The 22,077-nt window shown below is 39.6% G+C and carries 19 protein-coding genes and 1 pseudogene; 5 read left to right on the top strand and 15 right to left on the bottom strand.

The window, feature by feature from the left end; all coding sequences use genetic code 11:
- The first annotated feature begins 33 nt into the window (after positions 1–33).
- Positions 34–951, top strand: a complete 918-nt coding sequence (locus PCY70_RS07625; protein ID WP_305766890.1) for a dipeptidase — start codon at positions 34–36, stop codon at positions 949–951.
- A 29-nt stretch (positions 952–980) separates the two neighbouring features.
- Here PCY70_RS07625 and PCY70_RS07620 read toward each other — a convergent pair.
- From PCY70_RS07620 to PCY70_RS07610, 3 genes and pseudogenes are all read right to left on the bottom strand, one after another.
- A pseudogene (locus PCY70_RS07620) lies at positions 981–2,147 on the bottom strand (DNA translocase FtsK); the annotation flags it as partial.
- 92 nt (positions 2,148–2,239) lie between these two features.
- Positions 2,240–3,283, bottom strand: coding sequence for a DNA translocase FtsK 4TM domain-containing protein (locus PCY70_RS07615; protein ID WP_305766889.1), 1,044 nt, complete (start codon positions 3,281–3,283; stop codon positions 2,240–2,242).
- A 14-nt stretch (positions 3,284–3,297) separates the two neighbouring features.
- On the bottom strand, positions 3,298–4,413 hold the full coding sequence (locus PCY70_RS07610) for a WG repeat-containing protein (protein WP_305766888.1): 1,116 nt from the start codon (positions 4,411–4,413) through the stop codon (positions 3,298–3,300).
- Positions 4,414–4,632: 219 nt separating this feature from the next.
- Here PCY70_RS07610 and argC point away from each other — a divergent pair, with 219 nt between their 5' ends.
- From argC to argB, 3 genes are read left to right on the top strand one after another with little or no spacing between them, the layout of a single operon-like run.
- Complete coding sequence (argC, locus tag PCY70_RS07605) at positions 4,633–5,556, top strand: N-acetyl-gamma-glutamyl-phosphate reductase (RefSeq protein ID WP_305766887.1); 924 nt, start codon at positions 4,633–4,635, stop codon at positions 5,554–5,556.
- A 28-nt stretch (positions 5,557–5,584) separates the two neighbouring features.
- On the top strand, positions 5,585–6,790 hold the full coding sequence (argJ, locus tag PCY70_RS07600) for a bifunctional ornithine acetyltransferase/N-acetylglutamate synthase (RefSeq protein WP_305766886.1): 1,206 nt from the start codon (positions 5,585–5,587) through the stop codon (positions 6,788–6,790).
- A gap of 9 nt (positions 6,791–6,799) precedes the next feature.
- Positions 6,800–7,630: an acetylglutamate kinase gene (argB, locus tag PCY70_RS07595; protein WP_305766885.1), complete on the top strand. Its 831-nt coding sequence runs from the start codon at positions 6,800–6,802 to the stop codon at positions 7,628–7,630.
- Between the two features lie 53 nt (positions 7,631–7,683).
- Here the strand turns inward: argB and PCY70_RS07590 are convergent, their stop codons facing one another.
- Entirely contained in the window at positions 7,684–9,327 is a 1,644-nt protein-coding gene (locus PCY70_RS07590) for an extracellular solute-binding protein (RefSeq protein WP_305766884.1), read from the bottom strand.
- 89 nt (positions 9,328–9,416) lie between these two features.
- On the bottom strand, positions 9,417–11,054 hold the full coding sequence (locus PCY70_RS07585) for an extracellular solute-binding protein (RefSeq protein WP_305766883.1): 1,638 nt from the start codon (positions 11,052–11,054) through the stop codon (positions 9,417–9,419).
- A 163-nt stretch (positions 11,055–11,217) separates the two neighbouring features.
- Between PCY70_RS07585 and PCY70_RS07580 the strand changes: the two genes are divergently transcribed.
- Positions 11,218–11,727 carry a nitroreductase family protein gene (locus PCY70_RS07580; RefSeq protein ID WP_029488231.1) on the top strand — a complete coding sequence of 170 codons (510 nt, stop codon included), beginning with the start codon at positions 11,218–11,220 and terminating at the stop codon, positions 11,725–11,727.
- Positions 11,728–11,777: 50 nt separating this feature from the next.
- Here PCY70_RS07580 and PCY70_RS07575 read toward each other — a convergent pair whose 3' ends face one another.
- From PCY70_RS07575 to fabD, 10 genes are all read right to left on the bottom strand, one after another.
- Positions 11,778–12,629: a CvfB family protein gene (locus tag PCY70_RS07575; RefSeq protein ID WP_305766882.1), complete on the bottom strand. Its 852-nt coding sequence runs from the start codon at positions 12,627–12,629 to the stop codon at positions 11,778–11,780.
- Positions 12,630–12,701: 72 nt separating this feature from the next.
- Positions 12,702–14,990 (bottom strand): hydratase, encoded by a 2,289-nt coding sequence (locus tag PCY70_RS07570; RefSeq protein ID WP_305766881.1) that lies wholly within the window; start codon positions 14,988–14,990, stop codon positions 12,702–12,704.
- Between the two features lie 6 nt (positions 14,991–14,996).
- Entirely contained in the window at positions 14,997–15,929 is a 933-nt protein-coding gene (locus PCY70_RS07565; RefSeq protein WP_305766880.1) for an acetyl-CoA carboxylase carboxyltransferase subunit alpha, read from the bottom strand.
- Between the two features lie 3 nt (positions 15,930–15,932).
- On the bottom strand, positions 15,933–16,787 hold the full coding sequence (gene accD / locus PCY70_RS07560) for an acetyl-CoA carboxylase, carboxyltransferase subunit beta (RefSeq protein ID WP_305766879.1): 855 nt from the start codon (positions 16,785–16,787) through the stop codon (positions 15,933–15,935).
- Positions 16,788–16,793: 6 nt separating this feature from the next.
- Entirely contained in the window at positions 16,794–18,149 is a 1,356-nt protein-coding gene (locus PCY70_RS07555; protein ID WP_029488235.1) for an acetyl-CoA carboxylase biotin carboxylase subunit, read from the bottom strand.
- Complete coding sequence (gene fabZ, locus PCY70_RS07550; protein WP_010168208.1) at positions 18,150–18,581, bottom strand: 3-hydroxyacyl-ACP dehydratase FabZ; 432 nt, start codon at positions 18,579–18,581, stop codon at positions 18,150–18,152.
- A gap of 12 nt (positions 18,582–18,593) precedes the next feature.
- The gene (gene accB, locus PCY70_RS07545) at positions 18,594–19,040 is read right to left on the bottom strand and encodes an acetyl-CoA carboxylase biotin carboxyl carrier protein (protein WP_010168210.1); all 447 of its coding nucleotides are present in this window, start codon (positions 19,038–19,040) and stop codon (positions 18,594–18,596) included.
- Position 19,041: 1 nt separating this feature from the next.
- Positions 19,042–20,286 (bottom strand): beta-ketoacyl-ACP synthase II, encoded by a 1,245-nt coding sequence (fabF, locus tag PCY70_RS07540; protein ID WP_305766878.1) that lies wholly within the window; start codon positions 20,284–20,286, stop codon positions 19,042–19,044.
- A gap of 24 nt (positions 20,287–20,310) precedes the next feature.
- Positions 20,311–21,054, bottom strand: coding sequence for a 3-oxoacyl-[acyl-carrier-protein] reductase (fabG, locus tag PCY70_RS07535; protein ID WP_156778413.1), 744 nt, complete (start codon positions 21,052–21,054; stop codon positions 20,311–20,313).
- A gap of 90 nt (positions 21,055–21,144) precedes the next feature.
- The gene (fabD, locus tag PCY70_RS07530; protein WP_305766877.1) at positions 21,145–22,068 is read right to left on the bottom strand and encodes an ACP S-malonyltransferase; all 924 of its coding nucleotides are present in this window, start codon (positions 22,066–22,068) and stop codon (positions 21,145–21,147) included.
- Positions 22,069–22,077 lie beyond the last annotated feature (9 nt).

The raw sequence follows: 22,077 nt of genomic DNA, 5'->3' as shown, positions 1-22,077 counted from the left end.
GTATACACCAAAAACGTTAGAGGAGGTTTTATTATGATCGATTTTCACGCTGACACTGCTATGATTATTTTTAAACGCCAATTGTCACTTTTATCCAATGATAGACATATCGACCTAGAAAAACTACATCAAGGCGGATATTTGGCTCAATGGTTTGCCATGTTTGTTTCGCTTAATCATCTAGACAATCTCACTCCATTTGAGTTTTTTACTAATATGTATAACTATTTTATTGCAGAAGCAGAGAAACACAGCGATAAAGTCACCATAGTATCCAACTATGATGAGTACAAACAAGCTCTTACCGCAGAGAAGATTGCAGCTTTTATATCTGCAGAAGAAGGAGAAATCATAAAAGAGGGTTTACACATGGTTGATAAGATAGAAGATATGAAGGTTCGTTTGATTACGTTAACTTGGAATTACCAAAATTCATTAGGCGCACCACACTCAATGCCCGAAATTGGACTCACTAATTATGGTAAAGAAGTCGTGGAATATCTCAATCAAAAGCACATTTTAATTGATGTTTCGCATCTGTCTGATGCTGGCATCGACGATGTATTGGCCATTTCCAAAAAGCCAATCATAGCCTCACATTCAAACGCTAGGGCTATTTATAATAAAAGCCGAAATCTCAAAGATTCGCACATCAAGCAAATCGCATCGACCGACGGTTTAATCGGTGTCAATTATTATAGTGGATTTTTATCAGATAACAAAACCAGCTATGTAGCAGATATTTTGCAAATGACTAAATATTTAGTGGATATTGGAGGTGAAAATACGATAGGATTTGGATCAGATTTTGATGGAATTGATTGCCCTCTAGAAATGAAAGATGCATCTGCCGTTGGACTGCTAGCAAATGCACTTAATAACGAATTTACAGCAGCTCAGGTTGATAAGCTGCTCTTTAAAAATGCCGAACGAATTATACGTGCGCTATAACCAACTTATGCCAACTTTGCATACTGAGTGCTTTTAATCGAATCTACCAGCTCTTCCACTTCTGTATCCGAAATAAATGCGCCCTGAATACGTATCGGCTTTGATTCACCCATCGGGCAGAACAACATATCGCCTTTTCCTAGCAATTTTTCTGCACCTACACTATCCAAAATAGTTCGTGAATCTACACCAGACGATACCGCAAAAGCCATTCTCGACGGAATATTGGCTTTGATTATTCCTGTAATTACATCTACAGACGGCCTCTGTGTTGCTATCACCAAATGAATGCCCGCAGCACGGGCCATCTGTGCCAATCGGCAAATCGAATCTTCCACCTCTTTCGCAGCAGTCATCATCAAGTCCGAAAGCTCATCTATAATAACCACAATATGTGGCATCTTATTTGCCCTATCCGCCTTCTTATTAAACCCTTTTATATCGCGCACCATGTTTTCTGCAAATAGCTTATACCTCATGGTCATTTCTTCTACTATTGAGTTCAACGCAGCTGCAGCTTCCTTCGGATCCGTTACCACCGGTCTAAGCAAATGCGGAATTCCATTATACACATTCAACTCCACCACTTTCGGGTCGATCATAAGTAACTTTACATCTGTCGGTGCCGCTTTATACAAAATGCTTGCAACCAAAGTATTGATGCAAACACTTTTTCCAGACCCCGTCGCTCCCGCGATTAATACGTGCGGCATCTTCGCAATGTCATGTATAACTGGTGCCCCCGAAATGTCTTTGCCTATTGCAAACGCAAGCTTAGACGGATAATCATCAAATTTATTTGTATCGATTATATCTCTTAAAAACACTGTCTCTGCCTTAGCATTTGGAATTTCTATTCCCACCAACGGCTTTCCAGGAATAGGTGCTTCTATTCGAATGCGTTTTGCTGCCAAGCTAAGTGCTATATCATCCGATAAATTCAAAATCTTACTCACCTTGATCCCCTGCTTTGGAGCCAATTCGTATCTCGTTACCGACGGGCCTTTATATACTTCTGCAACTCGCGCTTCTATGCCAAAACATTTTAATGTATCCTCTAGCTTTGTTGCCATCGTCTGCAAGTACATAGTATCCTGTCCCGAATTTTTATTCTCTTGCTTTACTAGCAACTCAATGTCCGGAAACTGATACGCATTTACAGGTCTCTTAGTCTTACGTTTTCTAATTTCGTTTTGCGTATTTTCCATCACATAAATTTTGGGTTGATCCACAGCTGGCTTTGCTGGACTCGCATTAGCTTTTGGATTATCCTTGGGAGATAACATTGTTACTGGAGCATATACTGGCGACTTTTTTTTTTGGAGCAGGTGCCGCCGGAGCTGGTTCCTGATACGCAGCTTTTCTCGTCGCTCTTGCCGCTGGAGCTGGTTCTTGATATGCAGCTTTTCTCGTCGCTCTTGCCGCTGGAGCTGGTTCTTGATACGCAGCTTTTCTCGTCGCCCTTGCCGCTGGAGCTGGTTCTTGATATGCAGCTTTTCTCGTCGCCCTTGCCGCTGGAGCTGGTTCTGATACGCAGCTTTTCTCGTCGCCCTTGCCGCTGGAGCTGGTTCTTGATACGCAGCTTTTCTCGTCGCCCTTGCCGCTGGAGCCGGTTCTTGATACGCAGTTTTTCTCGTCGCCCTTGCCGCTGGAGCTGGTTCCTGATATGCAGCTTTTCTCGTCGCCCTTGCCGCTGGAGCTGGTTCTTGATATGCACTTTTCTCGTCGCCCTTGCCGCTGGAGCTGGCTCTCTATATGCCACTTTTACAGAACTCACCGAGCGCCTTTGTCTTCTTTTAGGTTGCTTCGGTTCCAAAGATGGGATTGCTTTTATCCAAGCTACAAACGAAAAGTTATACAGCTTAAATACATATAAAAAGGCACTGCCTAGAATCACAATATATGTACCGTACAATCCCAAAAATTTTACTAATACATTAACCACTATACTTCCGATCAATCCCCCATTAATAAACGTTGTGTCCGCAAAATATGTAGTAAGATAAACCGATAATATTTCTGGCATATCTTTACTCAATAACTCTGCCCCAAATACTATCATTATAAATATCGGCCACGCTTTGCTTATTTTATTTTCAATACATTTTTTTCCATTTCTTATATATGTAAAGCCTAAATATAATATATAAAAAGGTAGCATATAGCCACCTAGTCCAAACATTCCCACAGTTACATATTTGATCGCGTTGCCAATCATTCCTGCCTGCTCGGTAAAAATACTTGCTATAATTAAGACGCAACATCCTATTATACTGATGCCTACAACTTCTGGTGCCTGATTGACTTTCTTTTTTCTTTTGCGCTTTTTCATATTTACCTCCTGCTTTATCTAATTGGTGACGGCGCTAAAATATACCAATTCTCTCCCAACTTTGCTGATGCATTGCCATTGTCAAAAGGAGTAGCATAGTCATATACAAAATCTATCACGGTATTTCCAAGCGCATCAATATAACCCCATTTTCCATTAAGCTCCACCGCTGCCAACCCTTCAGAAAATGGTTGCGCGTTGTTATATATCATGGGAAGTACTTGGTTTCCATAGATATCAATGTAACCATAATACCCTTTAAAGCCCGCAGTAGTCATTTCTCCCTGGCTCACAACCGCATATCCTTCGCTAATTTCACCAACTCCATCATATTCAAAGCCTGTTAGTCCCTGTTCAAACTTATTTATCAATGCTTTCTTACCATTTGATCCACCAACAAAGGCAACACCGTCGTCACTAAATTCTGTTGCACTCAAATAGCTAAACGGAATCACTGTCGCTCCCGCCGCATCTACATATCCCCACAACCCATCTTTCTTTACTGGGGCTACCCAATTGTTAAACTCTCCCGCATCTTGATATGAATATGGTATTACCATATTTCCGCTTAGGTCCATATATCCAAAAAAGTTTCCGTGAGCATTGGTGTCATCTTCTATTAAAATAAGTCCCTCATCTGATAGACTGCCAATTCCTGAATGAGGTTGCGATACTTCTAGCAACGTAGCACCCGACGTATCGATAAACTTATCTGCCGCCGTATCAGAAACCACCAACGCTACGCCATTAGAAAACTCGCCATTCGCGTTTAGTGCAGCTTCTCCAGCTATCGCAATAGCTTCTTGTCCCGATGTATTGATATATCCATAATAACTTTGCGCCGGATTTGATTCATTTGTATATGTGAATTGCGCCAATCCTTCCGAAAAATCTAATGCTTGACTATATCTCATATGAGTAATTTGTTGTCCATAATTATTTATGTATCCATAATAACCGCTTTTGTCCATGACTACTGCTCGATCTTCTACAAATCCATGAACAATTGCATAATTGCTACCCAAATCATATCTTGCTATGTTTTCGTGTGCATACGGCTGACCGAAAGTCACAGTTGCAATACCTCCTATGGCCATTACCGTTATCCATTTGCTTAATGCTCTTCTCATAATTCTTCTCCTCCTTAAATTTATATAACAAACTTTTCTCAGTATATCTCAAAATTGCCAATATGTCAAGATTTTCTAAACTTGCTGTTAATATTTGCGTATTATTTATCTATTTTTTCCAATTTTTTATAAAGTTTGTATAATTATAATAAAGAAGTTGATTTTTATGCACACTACTTGTATAATTACATTTATCAAAAAAAGGAGTTGAACACATTTATGAAAGTATATATTGACGGAAGCTATGGAACCACCGGGCTTGCATTTAAAGAACGACTTAGTCACCTCGCAGAATATGAAATAGTAGAATTAGACTTTGAGTTACGCAAAAATTTGGACGCACGAGTTGCGGCTGCCAACAACGCAGATATCGCCATCACTTGTCTTCCAAACGAAGCCACCAGAGAAATTGCACCTCTAATTACTGTACCTCTTATCGATACTTCTACAGAATTTCGTACTCATCTAGATTGGGTATACGGATTTAGTGAACTAGGATACAAAGAGCAAATCGCAAAATCCAATCGCATCGCCAACCCCGGATGCCATGCCAGCGGCTTTCTAGCTCTTGCTGTACCTCTTCGAAATTCCAAAATCATCGCGACAGACCTGGTACTCTCTTGTACCTCTATTACTGGATACAGCGGCGGCGGCAACAAGATGATTGCTGATTACGAACGCAGCGATCGCCCCAATAGCTACAAGTTTCCCAGACCTTATGCTACCACTTTGAAGCATAAGCACCTCAAAGAAATGCAGAAAGTTGCGACACTAAGCTCCGAACCAATTTTTATGCCTATGGTTGCCGATAACTATTCTGGAATGTGCGTTAGTATTCCATTATCGTTGCGCGGCACAAATAAATCTCCAGAAGATATCGTATCTGCTTACAAAAATTTTTACAAAGCAACCAAACTAATTGATGTTGCAAATTTCAATGATCACCCTGCAATTGTAGATGGTTTTCTCAATCCGTTCTATAAAGAGGGGCTTGACTCGCTTGATATAGTAGTTACAGGGAACGAAAATGAAGTTTATCTACACGCACTTTTTGATAATCTTGGCAAGGGTGCGGCAGGATCAAGTTTGCAATGCCTCAACATCAGATCTGGAAACAACGAATTTTTGGGACTTAAATTATAATAAAATAATAGAAAGAAGGAATGTTTAAATGTTTATCGAAGGTGGAATTACTGCTCCTATCGGCTTTCAAGCAGGCGCAGTACATTGTGGAATTAGAAAGAATGCAACGAAAAATGACCTTGCCGTTATCATATCAGACGTCGCTGGTCCTGCAGCTGCGGTTTATACTACCAACAAAGTTTTTGGCGCACCTATCACAGTTACTCGTGAACACCTCACAACTGGTAAGGCACAATTATTTATATGCAATAGCGGAAATGCTAACACTTGTAACAAAGATGGGGTCGAGCTTGCAAACAAAATGAGCCAATTAGTTGCTGATAAATTTAATATCGCAGAAGACGACGTAATCATAGCTAGTACTGGCGTTATCGGTCAAAGTCTTCCGATAGATAAGATTGCTGCTGGAATTTCCAAAATAGCTGTTTGTGCACATGGGTCTGTGGACGCTGCAGAAGCAATAATGACTACCGACCTAGTTATCAAAGAAGTTGCCGTTGAATTTGAAATTGCCGGTACAACTTGCAAAATCGGAGCCATTGCCAAAGGTTCAGGAATGATTGCACCTAACATGGCCACAATGCTTTCGTTCATTACTACCGATACCGATATTTCTGCCGAAATGTTACAGCTTGCTCTTGCCGAAACAGTTGCCCCAACATATAACATGGTGGATGTAGACGGCGACACATCTACCAACGATATGGTTAGTATTATCGCAAACGGCCTTGCTGGAAATGCTCCAATCACAGAAGACTCTGCAGATTTCCGAGTTTTTGTTGATGCGCTTATGGAGGTAAACTTATTTCTTGCTAAAAAAATTGCCAAAGACGGAGAGGGTGCTAGCAAGTTGCTCATTGTAGAGATAACCAACGCTGCAGATGACGCGGCTGCCAAAAAATTAGCAAAAGCCGTTACTGCTTCTAGCCTCGTTAAAACTGCTGTATACGGAAATGATGCAAATTGGGGCCGAATTTTATGCGCACTTGGCTATGCCGATGTAGACTTTGATCCCGAAAATATCAGCGTAAAGTTTAAAAGTAAAAATGGAGAAATCTTAATTTGTACAGAAGGTGCGTCCGTCATGTTTGATGAATCTGTTGCCACACATGTGCTAAACGAATCTGAAATTACAATTTGGGTTGATATGCACCAGGGGGCTGGCTCTGCCACTGCTTTTGGATGTGACTTAACCGAAAAATACGTTGACATTAATGCATCATATCGCAGTTAGGAGATTCTCATGAATAGAGCAGAAATTTTAACCGAAGCACTACCTTATATTCAAAAGTATATTGGCAAAATTGTTGTTATAAAATATGGCGGAAATGCAATGCTGTCGCAAGATCTAAAACAGTCCATTGTATCAGATATTGTTCTTCTAAATATGGTGGGAGTAAAAGTTGTATTAGTTCATGGCGGTGGCCCCGATATCAACGACTTGCTCAAAAAAATTGGTAAAGAAAGCACTTTTATCGATGGGCTACGCTATACAGATGATGAAGATATTGACTATATTCAAATGGTTTTATGCGGAAAGACAAATAAAGAATTGGTAAGTTTGATTGGTAAGATAGGAGCCAAAGCAGTCGGGATCTCTGGATTAGACGCTACACTGGCTACAGCCGCAAAAATGCCTAAATATGGAAATGTAGGCGACATAACCGAAATTGATCCTCGTTTGGTAATAGATTTGCTTGAAAAAAATTATATTCCAGTTGTATCTTCTGTTGCTTTTTCTAATGGTGGAAGCCTCAATGTCAATGCTGATACATTTGCAGCTAAGCTAAGTATAGTGCTTAAGGCCGACCACTTTATGCTTCTTACTGATGTACAGGGAGTTATGCGTAATCCAAACGACGAAACCTCTCTAATCAAAGAAATCAAAGTTTCTGAAGTTCCAGATCTTATTTCAGACGGAATTATCTCTGGCGGAATGATTCCAAAAGTTGAATGCTGTACACTTGCTGTTCAAAACGGAGTTAAGCAGACTACCATTCAAAAAGGAACTCTCAAACATTCAATTTTGCTTGAGCTTCTATCTGATGATGGCAGTGGAACATTATTTTATTAAAAAAAAATTGCTGCATTAGCCTACACTTTTGCAGCAACCACAAATATTAATACTTATTTTTGAGTTTGATCATATTTGGCCTGATAAATTTCTAAATATCTTGAAAGTCCAATTTTCTCCATTTCCGCTACATACTCATCCCAATGCTCATCGATGTCTAGTTTCCCTGTTACAAACTCCGCAAAGGTCATATCAAAGTACGCATTCATTGCGGTTTCGATATCTATAATTTCACGAGATTGATCTGTGTCAAACGACATAGGCAAAATCAACATGCTATCATCTGGTAGATATGGTGTGTAATTATCTAATGTGATTTGATGTAACGTGGTCTCCGCATCTCCTTCGCCTTCTACAGCGTATCTAATCATAAAGTCCTCAGCTTTATAAAAAGGTCCCAATTGATTCCAATATCTGCCATCTCGATCATTGTTTCCGGTAAGTCTCACATACGTTGCAGGCTCGCCGATTGCATTAACATCGCCCTCTTCTGCCATCACATAATCAATGCCCTCTTCTCCTGCAAAGTTGCGTATTCCAAAATCATTCACTTCGTCATAGAAGAATAAATCCCAAGCTCTCACCACGGCCTCTGGAGATGGACATTCCGTTGTTATTGATAGAACAGCGCTTCCGATAGCTGGGTTGGCAATAGTATATCTAACCCCTTCTGGTCCAATTAGCGGTGCAACAGCCGAGAAGTCCTTCCACCTATCAGAATCTCCAATATTTAAGAATGATCCCAAATATCCACCCGCACAAGCTCCCAATATATTTTCACCCGGATTGTTTCCAATTTGTTTTAGCCCATTCGCATCTTGAGTAAATGCCGATTCATCTAGCAACCCTTCCTCAAATAGTGAGTTCAGATATTTTACACCTTCCTTAAAATCATCACTAGTTCGTGTATATATTATTTTTCCATCGTCATCCACATACATAAATTTATTACTTTGAGCATAATACGTAAAGCTGTTTAATAGAAAATACATCGTATTGGAATTCCAACTTTTAAACGAGCTAGTCAATGCGATTTCATCGTTTGGATCGCCATTTCCGTTTGCATCTTCATCTCTAAACGCACGGATTACCTCTGTAAATTCATCCAAAGTGGTAGGCATTTCCAATCCTAAATTATCCAGCCACACCTGATTGATCCACATTTTATAATTCGCTTCAGTTTGCGGGCTCGCATCTAGCGATGGAATCGAGTATATATGCCCATCATCTAGCGTCATATTTTGCTTAACCAGCGGATATTTATCTAGAACTGCTTGGATATGTGGCGCATGCTCGGCAATCAAATCTTCCAAAGGTACCAAAATTCCTTGCTCCGAATACAAATGTTGCTCTGATTTTGACCACCAATGATCCAAAATTACATCCGGATACAGCCCACTTTGCATTATACTATTAAGTTTTTGCATTCGATCGGCACTAGGAACCTCGCTCCAATCGATTGTCAAACCTGTATGAGCCTCAAATTCACGCGTCAATGAATTCTCTTCTCTTGCATATGTAGTTACTCCAGATCTCAGTGGCGCAAATATATCTATTATCAGCTCTTCGCCTTCGGCAACAATTGGAAACGTCCCTGTTGGTGTTAATGTTACCGGAGTGGCATTTTCAGAATCATCACCGCCACACCCTGTCAATGCCATCATTAATGCCGCAGTCAACAATATTTTTAATTTCATATTATATCCCCCTTATACAATGTTATTACAAAATTTTACTCTCTGTTAGTTAAGTTGTCAATAGAGATCATTCACATTCTGTCTCCAAATTATTTTTGATCATATTTGGTCTGATAAATTTCGAGGTATCTTGAAAGTCCGATTTTCTCCATTTCTGCTACATACTCATCCCAATGCTCATCTATATCTAATTTTCCTGTTACAAACTCGGCAAAGGTTATATCAAAGTACGCATTCATCGCGGTTTCGATATCTATAATTTCGCGAGATTGATCTGTATCAAACGACATAGGCAAAATCAACATACTATCATCTGGTAGATACGGCATATAATAATCTAATGTAATTTGATGTAACGTGGTCTCCGCATCGCCTTCACCTTCTACTGCATATCTAATAATAAAATCTTCGGCACTATAACTAGGGCCCAATCTATTCCAATATCTGCCATCCCGATCATTGTTTCCGGTAAGTCTCACATACGTTGCAGGCTCGCCGATTGCATTGACATCGCCCTCTTTTGCCATCACATAATCAATGCCTTCTTCTCCTGCAAAATTGCGTACTCCAAAGTCGTTCACTTCATCATAGAAAAATAAGTCCCAAGCTCTCACCACCGCTTCTGGAGATGGGCATTCCGTTGTTATCGACAGTGTCGCATTTCCAATAGCAGGGTTTGCAATAGCATATTGAACTCCTTCTGGTCCAATCAATGGTGCAACGGCCGAAAAATCCTTCCACCTATCAGAATCTCCAATATTTAAAAATGATCCCAAGTATCCGCCCGCACAAGCGCCTAGTATATTTTCACCTGGATTATTTCCGATTTGTTTTAATCCATTCATATCTTGAGTAAATGCAGACTCATCTAGCAAATCTTCCTCAAATAGTGAGTTCAAATACTTTACGCCTTCCTTAAACTCGTCGCTAGTTCTTGTATATACTATCTTTCCATCGTCATCCACATACATAAACTTGTTATTTTGAGAGTAATACGTAAAGCTGTTTAATAGAAAATACATCGTGTTGGCGTTCCAACTTTTAAACGAGCTAGTCAATGCTACTTCATCGTTTGGATCGCCATTTCCATTTGCATCTTCATCTCTAAACGCACGGATTACCTCTGTAAATTCGTCCAAAGTGGTGGGCATTTTTAATCCTAAGTTGTCTAGCCACACCTGGTTTATCCACATTTTATAATTTGCTTCAGTTTGAGGTGCTGTATCCAGAGATGGAATCGAATATATATGCCCATCATCTAGCGTCATATTCTGCTTAACCAGCGGATATTTATCTAGCACCGCTTGGATGTGTGGCGCATGTTCTGCAATCAAATTTTCCAATGGTATAATAATTCCTTGCTCAGCATATAACTGCTGTTCTGATTTCGACCACCAGTGATCCAAAATTACATCTGGATATAGCCCGCTTTGCATTATGCTATTAAGCTTTTGTGTTCTATCAGCGCTCGGAACTTCGCTCCAATCGATTGTCAAGCCCGTGTGATCCTCAAAATCTCGAGTCATTGAGTTATCTTCTCTCGCATATGTAGTCACTCCCGCCTTTAGTGGCGCAAATATATCTATTACCAACTCTTCACCCTCGGCAACGATTGGAAATGTCCCCGTTGGTGTTAATGTTACCGAAGTGGCATTTGCAGAATCATCGCCTCCACACCCTGTCAACGCCATCATCAACGCTGCGGTTAACAATATTTTTAATTTCATATTATATCCTCCTTATGCAATGTTATTACAAAGATTTTACTCTCAGTTAACTCGATTGTCAACAATTGGATTTTATCCTTTTATCGCGCAGATAACTTGACATTCTTTGACACTTAGTATATTCTAGTACCAAATAAATTTTAACATGCCAAAGGAGATAGTAATGAATACAATTAACCTAAGACGCAGCGTACGCTCGTTTACCAATCAACGAATAGAAGATGATAAGATTGATAAAATCCTGCGAGCTGCCATGCAAGCGCCTAGTGGCAGTAATCAGCAGCCTTGGGAGTTCTTAGTTCTCAGCAATGCTGACTCTTTGTCAAAGATACGAAACTTTTTTCCAAGCTCTACTTTTATTCAAGAAGCTCCATTGATAATTGTTGTATTAGAAACCACCGATTCTAAGCTCCCTTATTTTCCTTATTTTTCACATCAATCTATGGGTGCCTGTATCGAAAACCTATTACTGGAGGTCACGCACTTGGGTCTTGGAGCATGTTGGGTTGGAGTTATGAAAGGTGAAAGAGAGGACTTCTTGCGCCAAAATTTTGCCATTCCAGACAACATAAATCCATTCGCTATTATAGCAGTCGGTCACCCAACCAACAAGGATGCCAACAAATTCATCGACCGATACAACGCATCTAAAATTCACTACAATTCTTATTAAAATGCAAAAACCTCCTAATCACTTTACTTACTGTGGTTAAGAGGTTTTTTTTATTGATATATACGACTTTGTATGCCATTCGGTTTTAGTTCAATTACACCTTCTTTTAGAAGTCTGCCCACTGCTCGTTTAAACGAAGCCTTGCTCATATTCAGGCAATTTTTAATTTCTATAGGGCTGCTTTTATCGTGCAAGTTTAAAAAGCCTTTTTGCGCATGAATCGCATCCAACAATTTTTTAGCATCCACTTCCATCTGCCCATTAATTTGCTTTCGCACACTCAGTTCCAATTTTCCATCAGGACGCACACGAGTTACTCTAACATCTATCCATTCTCCCACTTGATAATTTTGATATATCTCGCGTTTTGGAATCAGTCCATGATATTTTCCTTCTACTGCAACAAAGATGCCATACTCATCCGAAACCTGATATACTAACCCTTTGGTTGTCTTATTAACCTCCAGCGCAGATGCGTTTTGCAATAGATTATACACTTTCATCGTTGCACAAAGCCTTTCGGTTTTATCAACATATAGCCCCACTACATATGTTTTGCCAGCTCTAACCTTTACAGTTTGCTCTTTAAACGGTAAAAATAGATCTTTTATCAATCCCCAATTCAAAAATGCACCTATGTTCGTGACTTCTAGTACTTCTAGTGGCGCAATTTCACCCAACACGATGGCAGGGCGCTTTAACGTTGCAACTGGTCTATCTTTCGTATCCTTATATACAAAGACACTCACTGTATCTCCCAATTTCATTTCTTCTGCAACTTCAGAATTCGGCAACAATATCTTTTCTGATATAGCCGGATCATATGGCAATTCTCCCAAATATAACCCAAAGTCTGAAGTCTCTACTACTGTTAATTCTTGTATTATTCCTAATTCAATCATAATTTCTTCCTTAATCAATAATTTTAAAGGCTCTCCCTAAAATAAAGCACTCATTAGAGAGAGCACTTGTCTTTAACGAATTTTGTTCCATTCATTCATCAAGTTTTTCTTCTTATTTACATTAATAAGCGAACCTGCTTTAATAATTTCTTTTTCCTCATCCGTCAACTCTCCTATAGACAAAACCATCTCCTTAATATACCCGCCTATTATATAGGCAGTAATATCAGTGCCTTCATCTATTGCTTTTATAATTCCTGGTATAAATATATAGTTGCCCACCTTAAACTTAGGCGTTCCCTTAAAAATAAATGGAATCATTCCCCAGTTAATCAAGTTTGAACGATACCTTTTTGTAGCATACTCTTTGGCAATGTTTGCAACACCGCCCAATACACGCTGGCAACTTGCTGCTTGCTCTCTAGCAGATCCATCACCCGGCTTTATTGCATATATAACGCTACCAATTTCTGTATTCAACGCCGAAATATTTTCAAACCCTGTCAATGTTCTAATTCTTTCATATATCTTTATAAGCTTGGAGCTAATATTTTGTGGATCTACACCTTTTTGACGCTCTAGCTCATATTTATAATTTTCTTTTGCACGCCCCACATACTCTGGATCACGTCTTGAGAGGGTAAACTCCGCCAGCCCCAAAGGATTAGAACGATACGACGATGCTTCTCCAGATGGAATCAATTCGTCGGTTGTAGTTACGGGATCTTCTATAAGAGCTGTTACTTCTAATAAAATATTGTCTGTTAACGCACTCATCGTTGGCCAATCTTTAATGTTCGGTCCATATTTCAATTTTTTTGCAGTATCAGCCGCACCAAATCCGTTATAAACTCTACTTTTATATACACTATCATCAAATGGATAATGCGAATAATCTAGCTCTTTGAGTTCTGTTGCAGGAGTCAGCCTTCCTCCATTTATCGACGTTGCCGCAACGCTTCGCGCATCCATCAGAGCCACCGAAGAGATTTGCCCATTTCCTGGCTTTGATCCTTCGCGATTCGGAAAATTTCTTGTGGTATGCCTAATGCTAAGCGCCCCATTTGCAGGCGCATCTCCAGCACCAAAACATGGTCCGCAGAATGCAGATTTTATCGTTGCTCCCGTTGCCATAATATCAGAGATCACACCCTCATTTACCAACGCCATCATAACCGGTTGACTTGATGGATACACAGATAAACTGTACTCATCATTTCCGCAAGAATGCCCTTTCAAAATCTGTGCGGCATCTCGTATAGAGCTATACGTTCCTCCCGCACAACCTGCTATTATTCCTTGATCGACCTGCAATTTACCATCTTTTATCTTACTTATCAAATCAAACTTTACCCTGTCACCAATTAGTTCTCGCCCTCTGGCTTCCACTTCTTCTAACACTTCTCTAAGATTGTTGTTAACATAGTCAATTTCATAAGCATTACTAGGGTGAAAAGGCATCGCGATCATAGGCTTAATTGTTGCCAAATCCACATAAATCATTCCATCATAATATGCGCTCTCATTAGGTTTAAGCTCCTTATAATCGTCTTCTCTATGATGATCTTTGAGGAAGTTTTTGGTAATTTCGTCGGTTTTCCAAATAGAAGAGAGGCAAGCTGTTTCGGTAGTCATAACATCGATGCCATTTCTATAATCTGCATGTAAGTTTGCAATACCTGGCCCCACAAATTCCATCACCTTATTGGCAACGTAGCCGTTCTTAAATACGGCACCTATAATCGCAAGTGCAATATCCTGAGGACCAACATTAGGATGCGGCTTTCCATCTAAATATACCGCCACAATTTCTGGATACCCTATATCATAAGTTTCAGATAATATTTGTTTAACCAGCTCTCCGCCACCTTCGCCCACTGCCATTGTACCCAAGGCGCCATATCTAGTGTGGCTATCAGATCCCAATATCATCTTTCCGCATCCGGCCATCATCTCACGCATATATTGATGTATAACAGCTATATTTGGAGGTACATATATTCCGCCATATTTCTTTGCTGCACTCAGCCCAAACATATGGTCGTCCGCATTTATAGTTCCACCAACCGCACACAAGCTGTTATGACAGTTAGTCAGTACATAAGGTACCGGAAATTTAATTAATCCACTAGCTCTTGAAGTTTGAATAATGCCTACAAAAGTTATATCATGTGATGTTAGAGCATCAAATTTTAGTCTAAGCTTTGCCATAGAATCTGATGTGTTATGATCTTTCAGAATAGAAAAACTGATGGTTCCCTCTTTGGCTTTTTCCAAGTCATATCGCTTTTCGCCTTCAGTTTTATCAACGATTTCAGTTCCATTTATCAAAAATACGCCTTCATCGTACAATTTAATCATGGTCTATCACCCTTTATCTTTATAATCTTCAAACTTTCTAAATCTATTATACCTATTTTTAACAACCACATCGATTGGCTGTGATACTAATATATTTAGTTTGTCAATCAAATATTCTCTTAAATATTGCGCGGCATGCTCTGGATTATCATGAGCACCTCCCACAGGCTCTCGTACAATGTCCTCTATAATTCCAAAATCCAGCAATTCATTTGCAGTAATCTTCATCATATTCGCTGCATCTTTCGCCAGGCTCCCATCTTTCCATAAAATACTCGCAAATCCTTCTGGTGACAAAATCGAATATGTGGTATTGGCTTGCATAAACACAATATCTGCCACAGCAAGTGCCAAAGCTCCTCCGCTTCCACCCTCGCCTATAATTCCAGAGATAATCGGAGTTTTCAATCTACTCATCTCCAATAAATTTCTGGCAATGGCCTCTCCTTGATTTCTCTCTTCTGCGCCAATTCCGCAATATGCCCCAGGCGTATCCACCAAGCAAATAACTGGCCGACCAAACTTTTCAGCTTGCTTCATAAGTCTCAAAGCTTTTCGATATCCTTCTGGGTGAGGCATACCAAAATTAGACGCTATATTTTCAGCGGCATTATTGCCTTTATTTTGCGCTATCAGCGTTACAACATGATCTCCAATCTTTGCAATGCCTCCAATAATAGCTTTATCATCCTTAAACGTTCTATCTCCATGAAATTCTATGAAATCGTCAAATGAGTTTTCGATATAATATTTCGCACGAGGTCTATCGATTTTTCTAGCAATCTGTACTCGGTCCCAGGGTGTGTAATTTGCGGCAATACTTTTTTTTACGTTTCTAATCAGCTTAGTAATTCTTTTAATTTCTTCATCAATTTGCGGTGAAGCATTCATTTTTTTCAGTTGTTCTACCATTTCTTGTAATTTTTCAATTTCTGTCATAATCTATTCCCCCTTATGATGAAATTTTAAAAGCTTACCAATTGTTGTACGCAACTCATCTCTGGCCACAATTTTATCGATTATCCCATACTCTAGCAAAAACTCTGACTTTTGAAAGCCTTCCGGAAGCTTTTGTCTAATTGTTTGTTCAATTACTCTTGGCCCTGCAAATCCAACTAACGCGCGCGGCTCTGCCAAAATTATATCTCCTAACATTGCAAAGCTGGCCGTTACTCCTCCAGTGGTCGGGTGGGTTAACACACTTATAAATAAAAGCCCTTCCTCATCATGTCGAGCAAGAGCTGCGCTTGTCTTTGCCATTTGCATCAATGAAAAAATTCCTTCTTGCATTCTGGCACCCCCTGATGCACAAAAAATGATAATTGGCAAACGGTTCTTTGTTGCATATTCAATAGCACGGGTGATCTTTTCTCCAACTACTGTTCCCATACTTCCCATCATAAACCTCGCATCCATTACTGCAATTACGCATTTCATTCCGTTTATTGCAGCCTCTCCGCAGATTACAGCTTCTATTTCTTCTGTTTTTAGCATATAATCTTCCAATTTTTTTTCATAGCTATCAAAGCCTAAGGGGTTATTGGTGGTCATTTGCTTGTCGAACTCATTAAACGTTTTTTTGTCTACAATACTTTTAATACGCACCCTAGCAGAAATAGGAAAATATCCTCCACAATTAGGACACACCCCTATCGTTTCTCCCAGATCTTTCACATATACGCTTTTCTTACAAGAGGCACATTTTATATACATACCTTCGGGTATCTCAATTTTTGTATTACCCTTTTGGGGGCTATTTTGATATTTTTTCTGTCTAGTACTTAAACTTTGAAACATTTATTATTACCTCCCCAAAATTTTCTCTAAGTTTTTCTCAATAAAAGTTGTATCGAAGTTGCCTTCTTCAAACGCCGCTGTGTGCAAAAGATCTAGTTGAAATTCTATATTACTATCCACACCTTCTATCACAGTTTCGCTCAACGCACGCTTCATAATGCTCAATGCTTCTTCTCTCGTTCTACCCAGCGTAATAATTTTTGCAATCATAGAGTCATACGTTGGCGGAATCACATAGTCCTGATATATATGCGAATCAATTCGTACACCTTTACCACCCGGAAAATACAATGCTGTAATCTTGCCTGGGGATGGTCTAAAATTTTTCTCTGGGTTTTCTGCATTAATTCTGCACTCTATAGCCACTCCACCTATGCAAATATCCTTTTGCTCAAACGTCAATTTTTGGCCCATAGCAATCTTGATTTGTTCTTTTATCAGATCCAAACCTGTTACCATTTCTGTTATAGGATGCTCAACCTGAATACGAGTGTTCATTTCTATAAAATAGAAGTTGCCATCTTTGTCCACAATAAATTCAACCGTTCCTGCATTTCGATAGTTTACTGCCTTTGCCGCTTTAATTGCCGCATCACCCATTGTTACGCGCATTTCTTTGCTGATAAACGGAGACGGCGCTTCTTCCATTACCTTTTGATGCCTACGTTGCATTGAGCAGTCTCTCTCTCCTAGGTGTACAATGTTTCCATAATTATCACCCAATATCTGAAACTCAATATGACGTGGATTCTGCACATATCTTTCCATATACATACTTCCGTCACCAAATGCGCCCAATGCTTCTGTACTGGCACTCAAAAATGCACTCTCCAGATCTTTTTCTACAAAAACAATTCGCATTCCGCGTCCACCACCACCAGCCGAAGCCTTCAGCATCACAGGGTATCCAATTTCCTTTGCCACTACCAGAGCTTGTTGCGTACTAGAAACCACGCCTTTTGAACCCGGCACCACCGGAACCCCCGCTTCTATCATTAGCTTTCTTGCCGATGCTTTATCTCCCATGTTTTCTATCATTTTATAGTTTGGACCAATAAACGTAATATTACACTCTTCACAAATTCGAGCAAACTTCGCATTCTCAGATAAAAATCCAAAGCCGGGGTGAATAGCATCGGCTCCTGTACATATTGCGGCACTAATTATATTTTCTATATTTAAATAGCTATCTTTGGATTGAGCGCCTCCTATACAAACTGTTTCATCTGCAAAAGATAGGTGTAGCGAATCCTTATCTATAGTAGAATATACTGCAACTGTTCTGATATTCATCTCTCTACATGCTCTAATTATTCTAAGTGCAATTTCACCCCTATTGGCTATAAGGATTTTTGTAAACATCTATTCACCTTCACCAATAGCAAATGTTAACTCTGCCTTAGCAACTACTTTTCCATCAACTGTCGCCACCGCATCACTAATACCTACTGGCCCTCTTTGCTTAATTATTCTACACTCCAACTTTAACACATCTCCAGGTTTTACTTGCCTCTTAAATTTTGCCTTATTTATTCCGCCAAAAAACGCAAGCTTGCCCTTAAACTCATCACACGATAAAATCGCAATAGCGCCCACCTGAGCCAGCGCCTCTATAATTAATACTCCAGGCATTACAGGATATTCCGGAAAATGTCCGCAGAAAAATTGCTCGTTCATTGTTACGTTTTTATATCCCGTCACTCCTTGTCCATCTTCATGAATCTCGGCTTTATCTACCAATAAAAAAGGATATCTATGAGGCAATATTTCCATAATTTGCTTTATATTTAACATAACAACCTCCTCTTAACTTAGCTCCAAAATTGGCTGATCAAACTCAACCATTTGCCCATCTTCTACAAGTATCTTTATTATAGTCCCCTCTTTATCCGCTTCTACTTCATTCATAAGTTTCATGGCTTCTATAATGCAGACTACAGTGCCTTTTTCTATCTTATCTCCCACCGATACAAACGGCTTGGCATCGGGAGAAAGTGCCTTATAAAAAGTACCCACCATTGGCGACCGAAAATATTTGGTAGACTTTTTCTGAACGGGCTCTGCAATAGGTGGCGCAAACATGCTTGGCGGTGCTGCGGGGATTGCCAACTGATTCTGAGCCGGAGGCATAAATGGAGTCACTGCAGATTCTTTTTTCAATTCTAACTCAAATTCACCCTGCCTAATCTTAAGAGCAGTCAACTCAGATCTCTTAAACTCATTCATCAAACTTTTGATCTCATCTATCGTCATTTTATTTTCCTTCCCATTTTTTAAATATCAGACTACCATTATGCCCTCCAAAACCTAATGAATTGCTCATAGCATACTTAATATCTTTCTTTCGACCTTCGTTTGCCACATAGTCCAAATCGCATTCTTCATCTGGAACTTGCAAATTAATCGTAGGAGGAATAAATCCTTCTTCTAACGCCCTCACAACCACGATGGCCTCGATTGCTCCTGCCGCACCTAGCAAGTGCCCTGTCATAGATTTGGTTGAGCCCACTAGAACTTTTGTGTCATCTCCAAAAACAGTCTTAATGGCTTGGGTTTCATATTTATCATTGTATTCTGTACTTGTTCCATGTGCATTGATATACCCAATTTCTTCTGCAGCAATTTGTGCATCATCCAGCGCCATCTGCATACAACGAGCGGCACCTTCGCCTCCTGGTGCTGGGGTTGTAATGTGATACGCATCTCCTGTTGCTCCATAACCGATTACTTCTGCCAAAATCGTTGCGCCTCTGGCTTGTGCATGCTCTAGGGTTTCTAATACTAAAACTCCTGCGCCTTCGCCCATTACAAATCCATTTCGTTCTTTATCAAACGGAATCGATGCGCGAGTGACATCCGTGCTCGTGCTAAGAGCAGTGAGCGCTTGGAATGCCGCTATACCAGTTTTTGTAATCGTTGCTTCTGCGCCACCTGCAAATATTACATCGTTTTCACCGTTTTGTAATGCTCTAAACGCATCTCCTATCGAGTGAGTTCCCGATGCGCATGCTGTTACAACAGAAGTACATATTCCTTTCGTACCCAAATGAATTGCGCTATTTCCTGCGCCCATGTTTGCAATTGCCATTGGGATTGTAAATGGTGAAACTCTCTTTACACCTTTTTCATGCAAATTAATTATCTGCGTTTCCAAAGTTTCTAATCCACCAATTCCCGAACCTAAAATAATTCCTACACGAGCGGCATCTTCTTTTTCCATATCCAACTTAGAATTTTCTAACGCTTCTTTTGACGCATATATTCCGAATTGAGCAAATCGATCTAATCGCTTTAATTCCTTTTTGGGAATATACTTCGTGAAGTCTATATCATTTATTTCCGCTGCCAATCTGGCCTTATACTCATCTGTTAGAGGAAATCTTGTAATCTCTGCAACTCCACATTTACCACGTTTTATGTTCTCCCAAAAATCTTCCACAGTAATACCAATCGGAGTTACTGCACCAAGCCCTGTCACCACTACTCTATGCTTACTCATATTGACCTCCTCTGGCCGGTTGGTTTACATTACCATTCCGCCATCTACTCTTATTACTTCACCTGTTACATAGCTTGATAAATTGCTTGCCAAAAATAATGCCACATTAGCAACATCTTGAACATTCCCAAATTTGTTCATCGGAATATTTGTAAGAGCAGCTTCTATAACCTTCTCGGACAATTTTTTTGTCATATCAGATTCAATAAATCCTGGCGCAATTGCATTTGCACGAATATTTTTTTTAGCAAACTCTTTTGCTGTCGATTTTGTAATTCCTATCAGCCCAGCCTTTGATGCCGAATAATTTAGCTGCCCAACATTGCCCACTAACCCCACAACAGAACTCATATTTATGATACTTCCACCTGTTTTTAACATAGGTCGTGCGGCATGTTTGGTACAGTTAAAGACACCTTTCAAATTGATTGCTATTACCTGATCAAAATCTTCTTCTGTCATTCTAAGCAATAGCTGGTCTCTCGTAATTCCTGCATTATTAACCAAAACATCCAACTTTCCAAACTCTGCAATTGTCCCATCTATTAATGCCTTTGCTTCATTAAAATCTGCAACATTCGCTTTCAATGCAACAGCTCGTGCGCCGAGTGCCTTAATTTCATCCACAACTCCATCTGCTTCATCTTTAAGAGAATCTATTGGATAATTTATTACTACATCTGCTCCATTTTTTGCAAAAGTTAAAGCAATAGTCTTTCCAATTCCTCTGCCACTCCCTGTAATTAGAGCCACTTTTCCTGTAAGCATCAATATCTTTCCTTTCGCTGTCAAAGTAATTGCCACAGCATATACATAACTATTTGTCATAGTCTCATTTGCTGTAGCTATTTTTATATTTTATTCCTTCAATGCTTCTATGGTATGTTTTAAACTTTGGCTATCTTCTATATTAAACGTTTTTACATCTTTGGAAATCTTATTTACAAATCCCACCAATGTTTTCTTCACACCAATTTCTATAAAAACATCAAATCCATCTGCAATAAGTCTATTAATACTTTCTCTAAACCGAACTCCCGTTGTAATTTGCTGAGGCAAAAAGTTTATTGCATCTTCTTTAGTCATATAATCTGCGCTCACATTGCTCACTATTTTTGTAGTCGGTTCTTGAAACGTAAATTTTTTCAACTCAATGGCTAACTTATTTTTCGCTGTTTGCATCAAATTACTATGAAATGCTCCACTCACTTTTAACGGAAGAACTCTTTTGGCACCTTTCGCTTTTAGAGCTGCAGAAATTTTTTCGATTTCGTCTATTTTTCCAGAAATTACCACTTGTCCAGGACAATTATCGTTTGCCACGATCACTTCATCAAATTGTTTACAAACTTCTGTCACATCTTCTGGAGATAGCCCGATAACAGCGCTCATTCCGCCTTTTGTTACTTCTGCGGCTTTATCCATAAATCTAGCCCTGAGATTAACAATCCTTAGCCCATCTTCAAAGCTCAAAATTTCACTCGCCACCAACGCCGCAATTTCACCTAAGCTGAATCCTGCAAATGCGTCCGCTGTTATTCCATGAGTTATTGCCACATAATATGCTGCCATCGTGGTTGTAAACAAAGCCGGCTGAGTATATTTAGTTTTATTTAATAACCCATTTGCATCAGTAAAGCATACTTCTTTTACATCCCAACCCAAAATTTCGTTTGCCTTATCAAAAATCCGTCTGGCTTCTCCAAACTTATCATACAAATCTTTTCCCATACCAGGATACTGAGCTCCTTGACCAGAAAATAAAAATGCCTTTTTCACCATTACACCTCT

It is taken from the genome of Candidatus Epulonipiscium viviparus (assembly GCF_030708075.1).
GTDB lineage: Bacteria > Bacillota > Clostridia > Lachnospirales > Cellulosilyticaceae > Epulonipiscioides > Epulonipiscioides viviparus.
This window is presented reverse-complemented; position numbering and strand designations above follow the sequence as displayed.

Excerpts from the sequence above, each read along its gene's own strand:
- PCY70_RS07565 (WP_305766880.1), bottom strand. The coding sequence starts at position 15,929 with ATGACAGAAATTGAAAAATTACAAGAAATGGTAGAACAACTGAAAAAA.
- PCY70_RS07575 (WP_305766882.1), bottom strand. The coding sequence starts at position 12,629 with ATGATTGAATTAGGAATAATACAAGAATTAACAGTAGTAGAGACTTCA.
- PCY70_RS07570 (WP_305766881.1), bottom strand. The coding sequence starts at position 14,990 with ATGATTAAATTGTACGATGAAGGCGTATTTTTGATAAATGGAACTGAA.
- PCY70_RS07610 (WP_305766888.1), bottom strand. The coding sequence starts at position 4,413 with ATGAGAAGAGCATTAAGCAAATGGATAACGGTAATGGCCATAGGAGGT.
- fabF (WP_305766878.1), bottom strand. The coding sequence starts at position 20,286 with ATGAGTAAGCATAGAGTAGTGGTGACAGGGCTTGGTGCAGTAACTCCG.
- PCY70_RS07585 (WP_305766883.1), bottom strand. The coding sequence starts at position 11,054 with ATGAAATTAAAAATATTGTTAACCGCAGCGTTGATGATGGCGTTGACA.
- PCY70_RS07590 (WP_305766884.1), bottom strand. The coding sequence starts at position 9,327 with ATGAAATTAAAAATATTGTTGACTGCGGCATTAATGATGGCATTGACA.
- fabD (WP_305766877.1), bottom strand. The coding sequence starts at position 22,068 with ATGGTGAAAAAGGCATTTTTATTTTCTGGTCAAGGAGCTCAGTATCCT.
- argJ (WP_305766886.1), top strand. The coding sequence starts at position 5,585 with ATGTTTATCGAAGGTGGAATTACTGCTCCTATCGGCTTTCAAGCAGGC.
- PCY70_RS07555 (WP_029488235.1), bottom strand. The coding sequence starts at position 18,149 with ATGTTTACAAAAATCCTTATAGCCAATAGGGGTGAAATTGCACTTAGA.
- accD (WP_305766879.1), bottom strand. The coding sequence starts at position 16,787 with ATGTTTCAAAGTTTAAGTACTAGACAGAAAAAATATCAAAATAGCCCC.
- argC (WP_305766887.1), top strand. The coding sequence starts at position 4,633 with ATGAAAGTATATATTGACGGAAGCTATGGAACCACCGGGCTTGCATTT.
- accB (WP_010168210.1), bottom strand. The coding sequence starts at position 19,040 with ATGACGATAGATGAGATCAAAAGTTTGATGAATGAGTTTAAGAGATCT.
- fabZ (WP_010168208.1), bottom strand. The coding sequence starts at position 18,581 with ATGTTAAATATAAAGCAAATTATGGAAATATTGCCTCATAGATATCCT.
- PCY70_RS07580 (WP_029488231.1), top strand. The coding sequence starts at position 11,218 with ATGAATACAATTAACCTAAGACGCAGCGTACGCTCGTTTACCAATCAA.
- fabG (WP_156778413.1), bottom strand. The coding sequence starts at position 21,054 with ATGCTTACAGGAAAAGTGGCTCTAATTACAGGGAGTGGCAGAGGAATT.
- PCY70_RS07625 (WP_305766890.1), top strand. The coding sequence starts at position 34 with ATGATCGATTTTCACGCTGACACTGCTATGATTATTTTTAAACGCCAA.
- argB (WP_305766885.1), top strand. The coding sequence starts at position 6,800 with ATGAATAGAGCAGAAATTTTAACCGAAGCACTACCTTATATTCAAAAG.
- PCY70_RS07615 (WP_305766889.1), bottom strand. The coding sequence starts at position 3,283 with ATGAAAAAGCGCAAAAGAAAAAAGAAAGTCAATCAGGCACCAGAAGTT.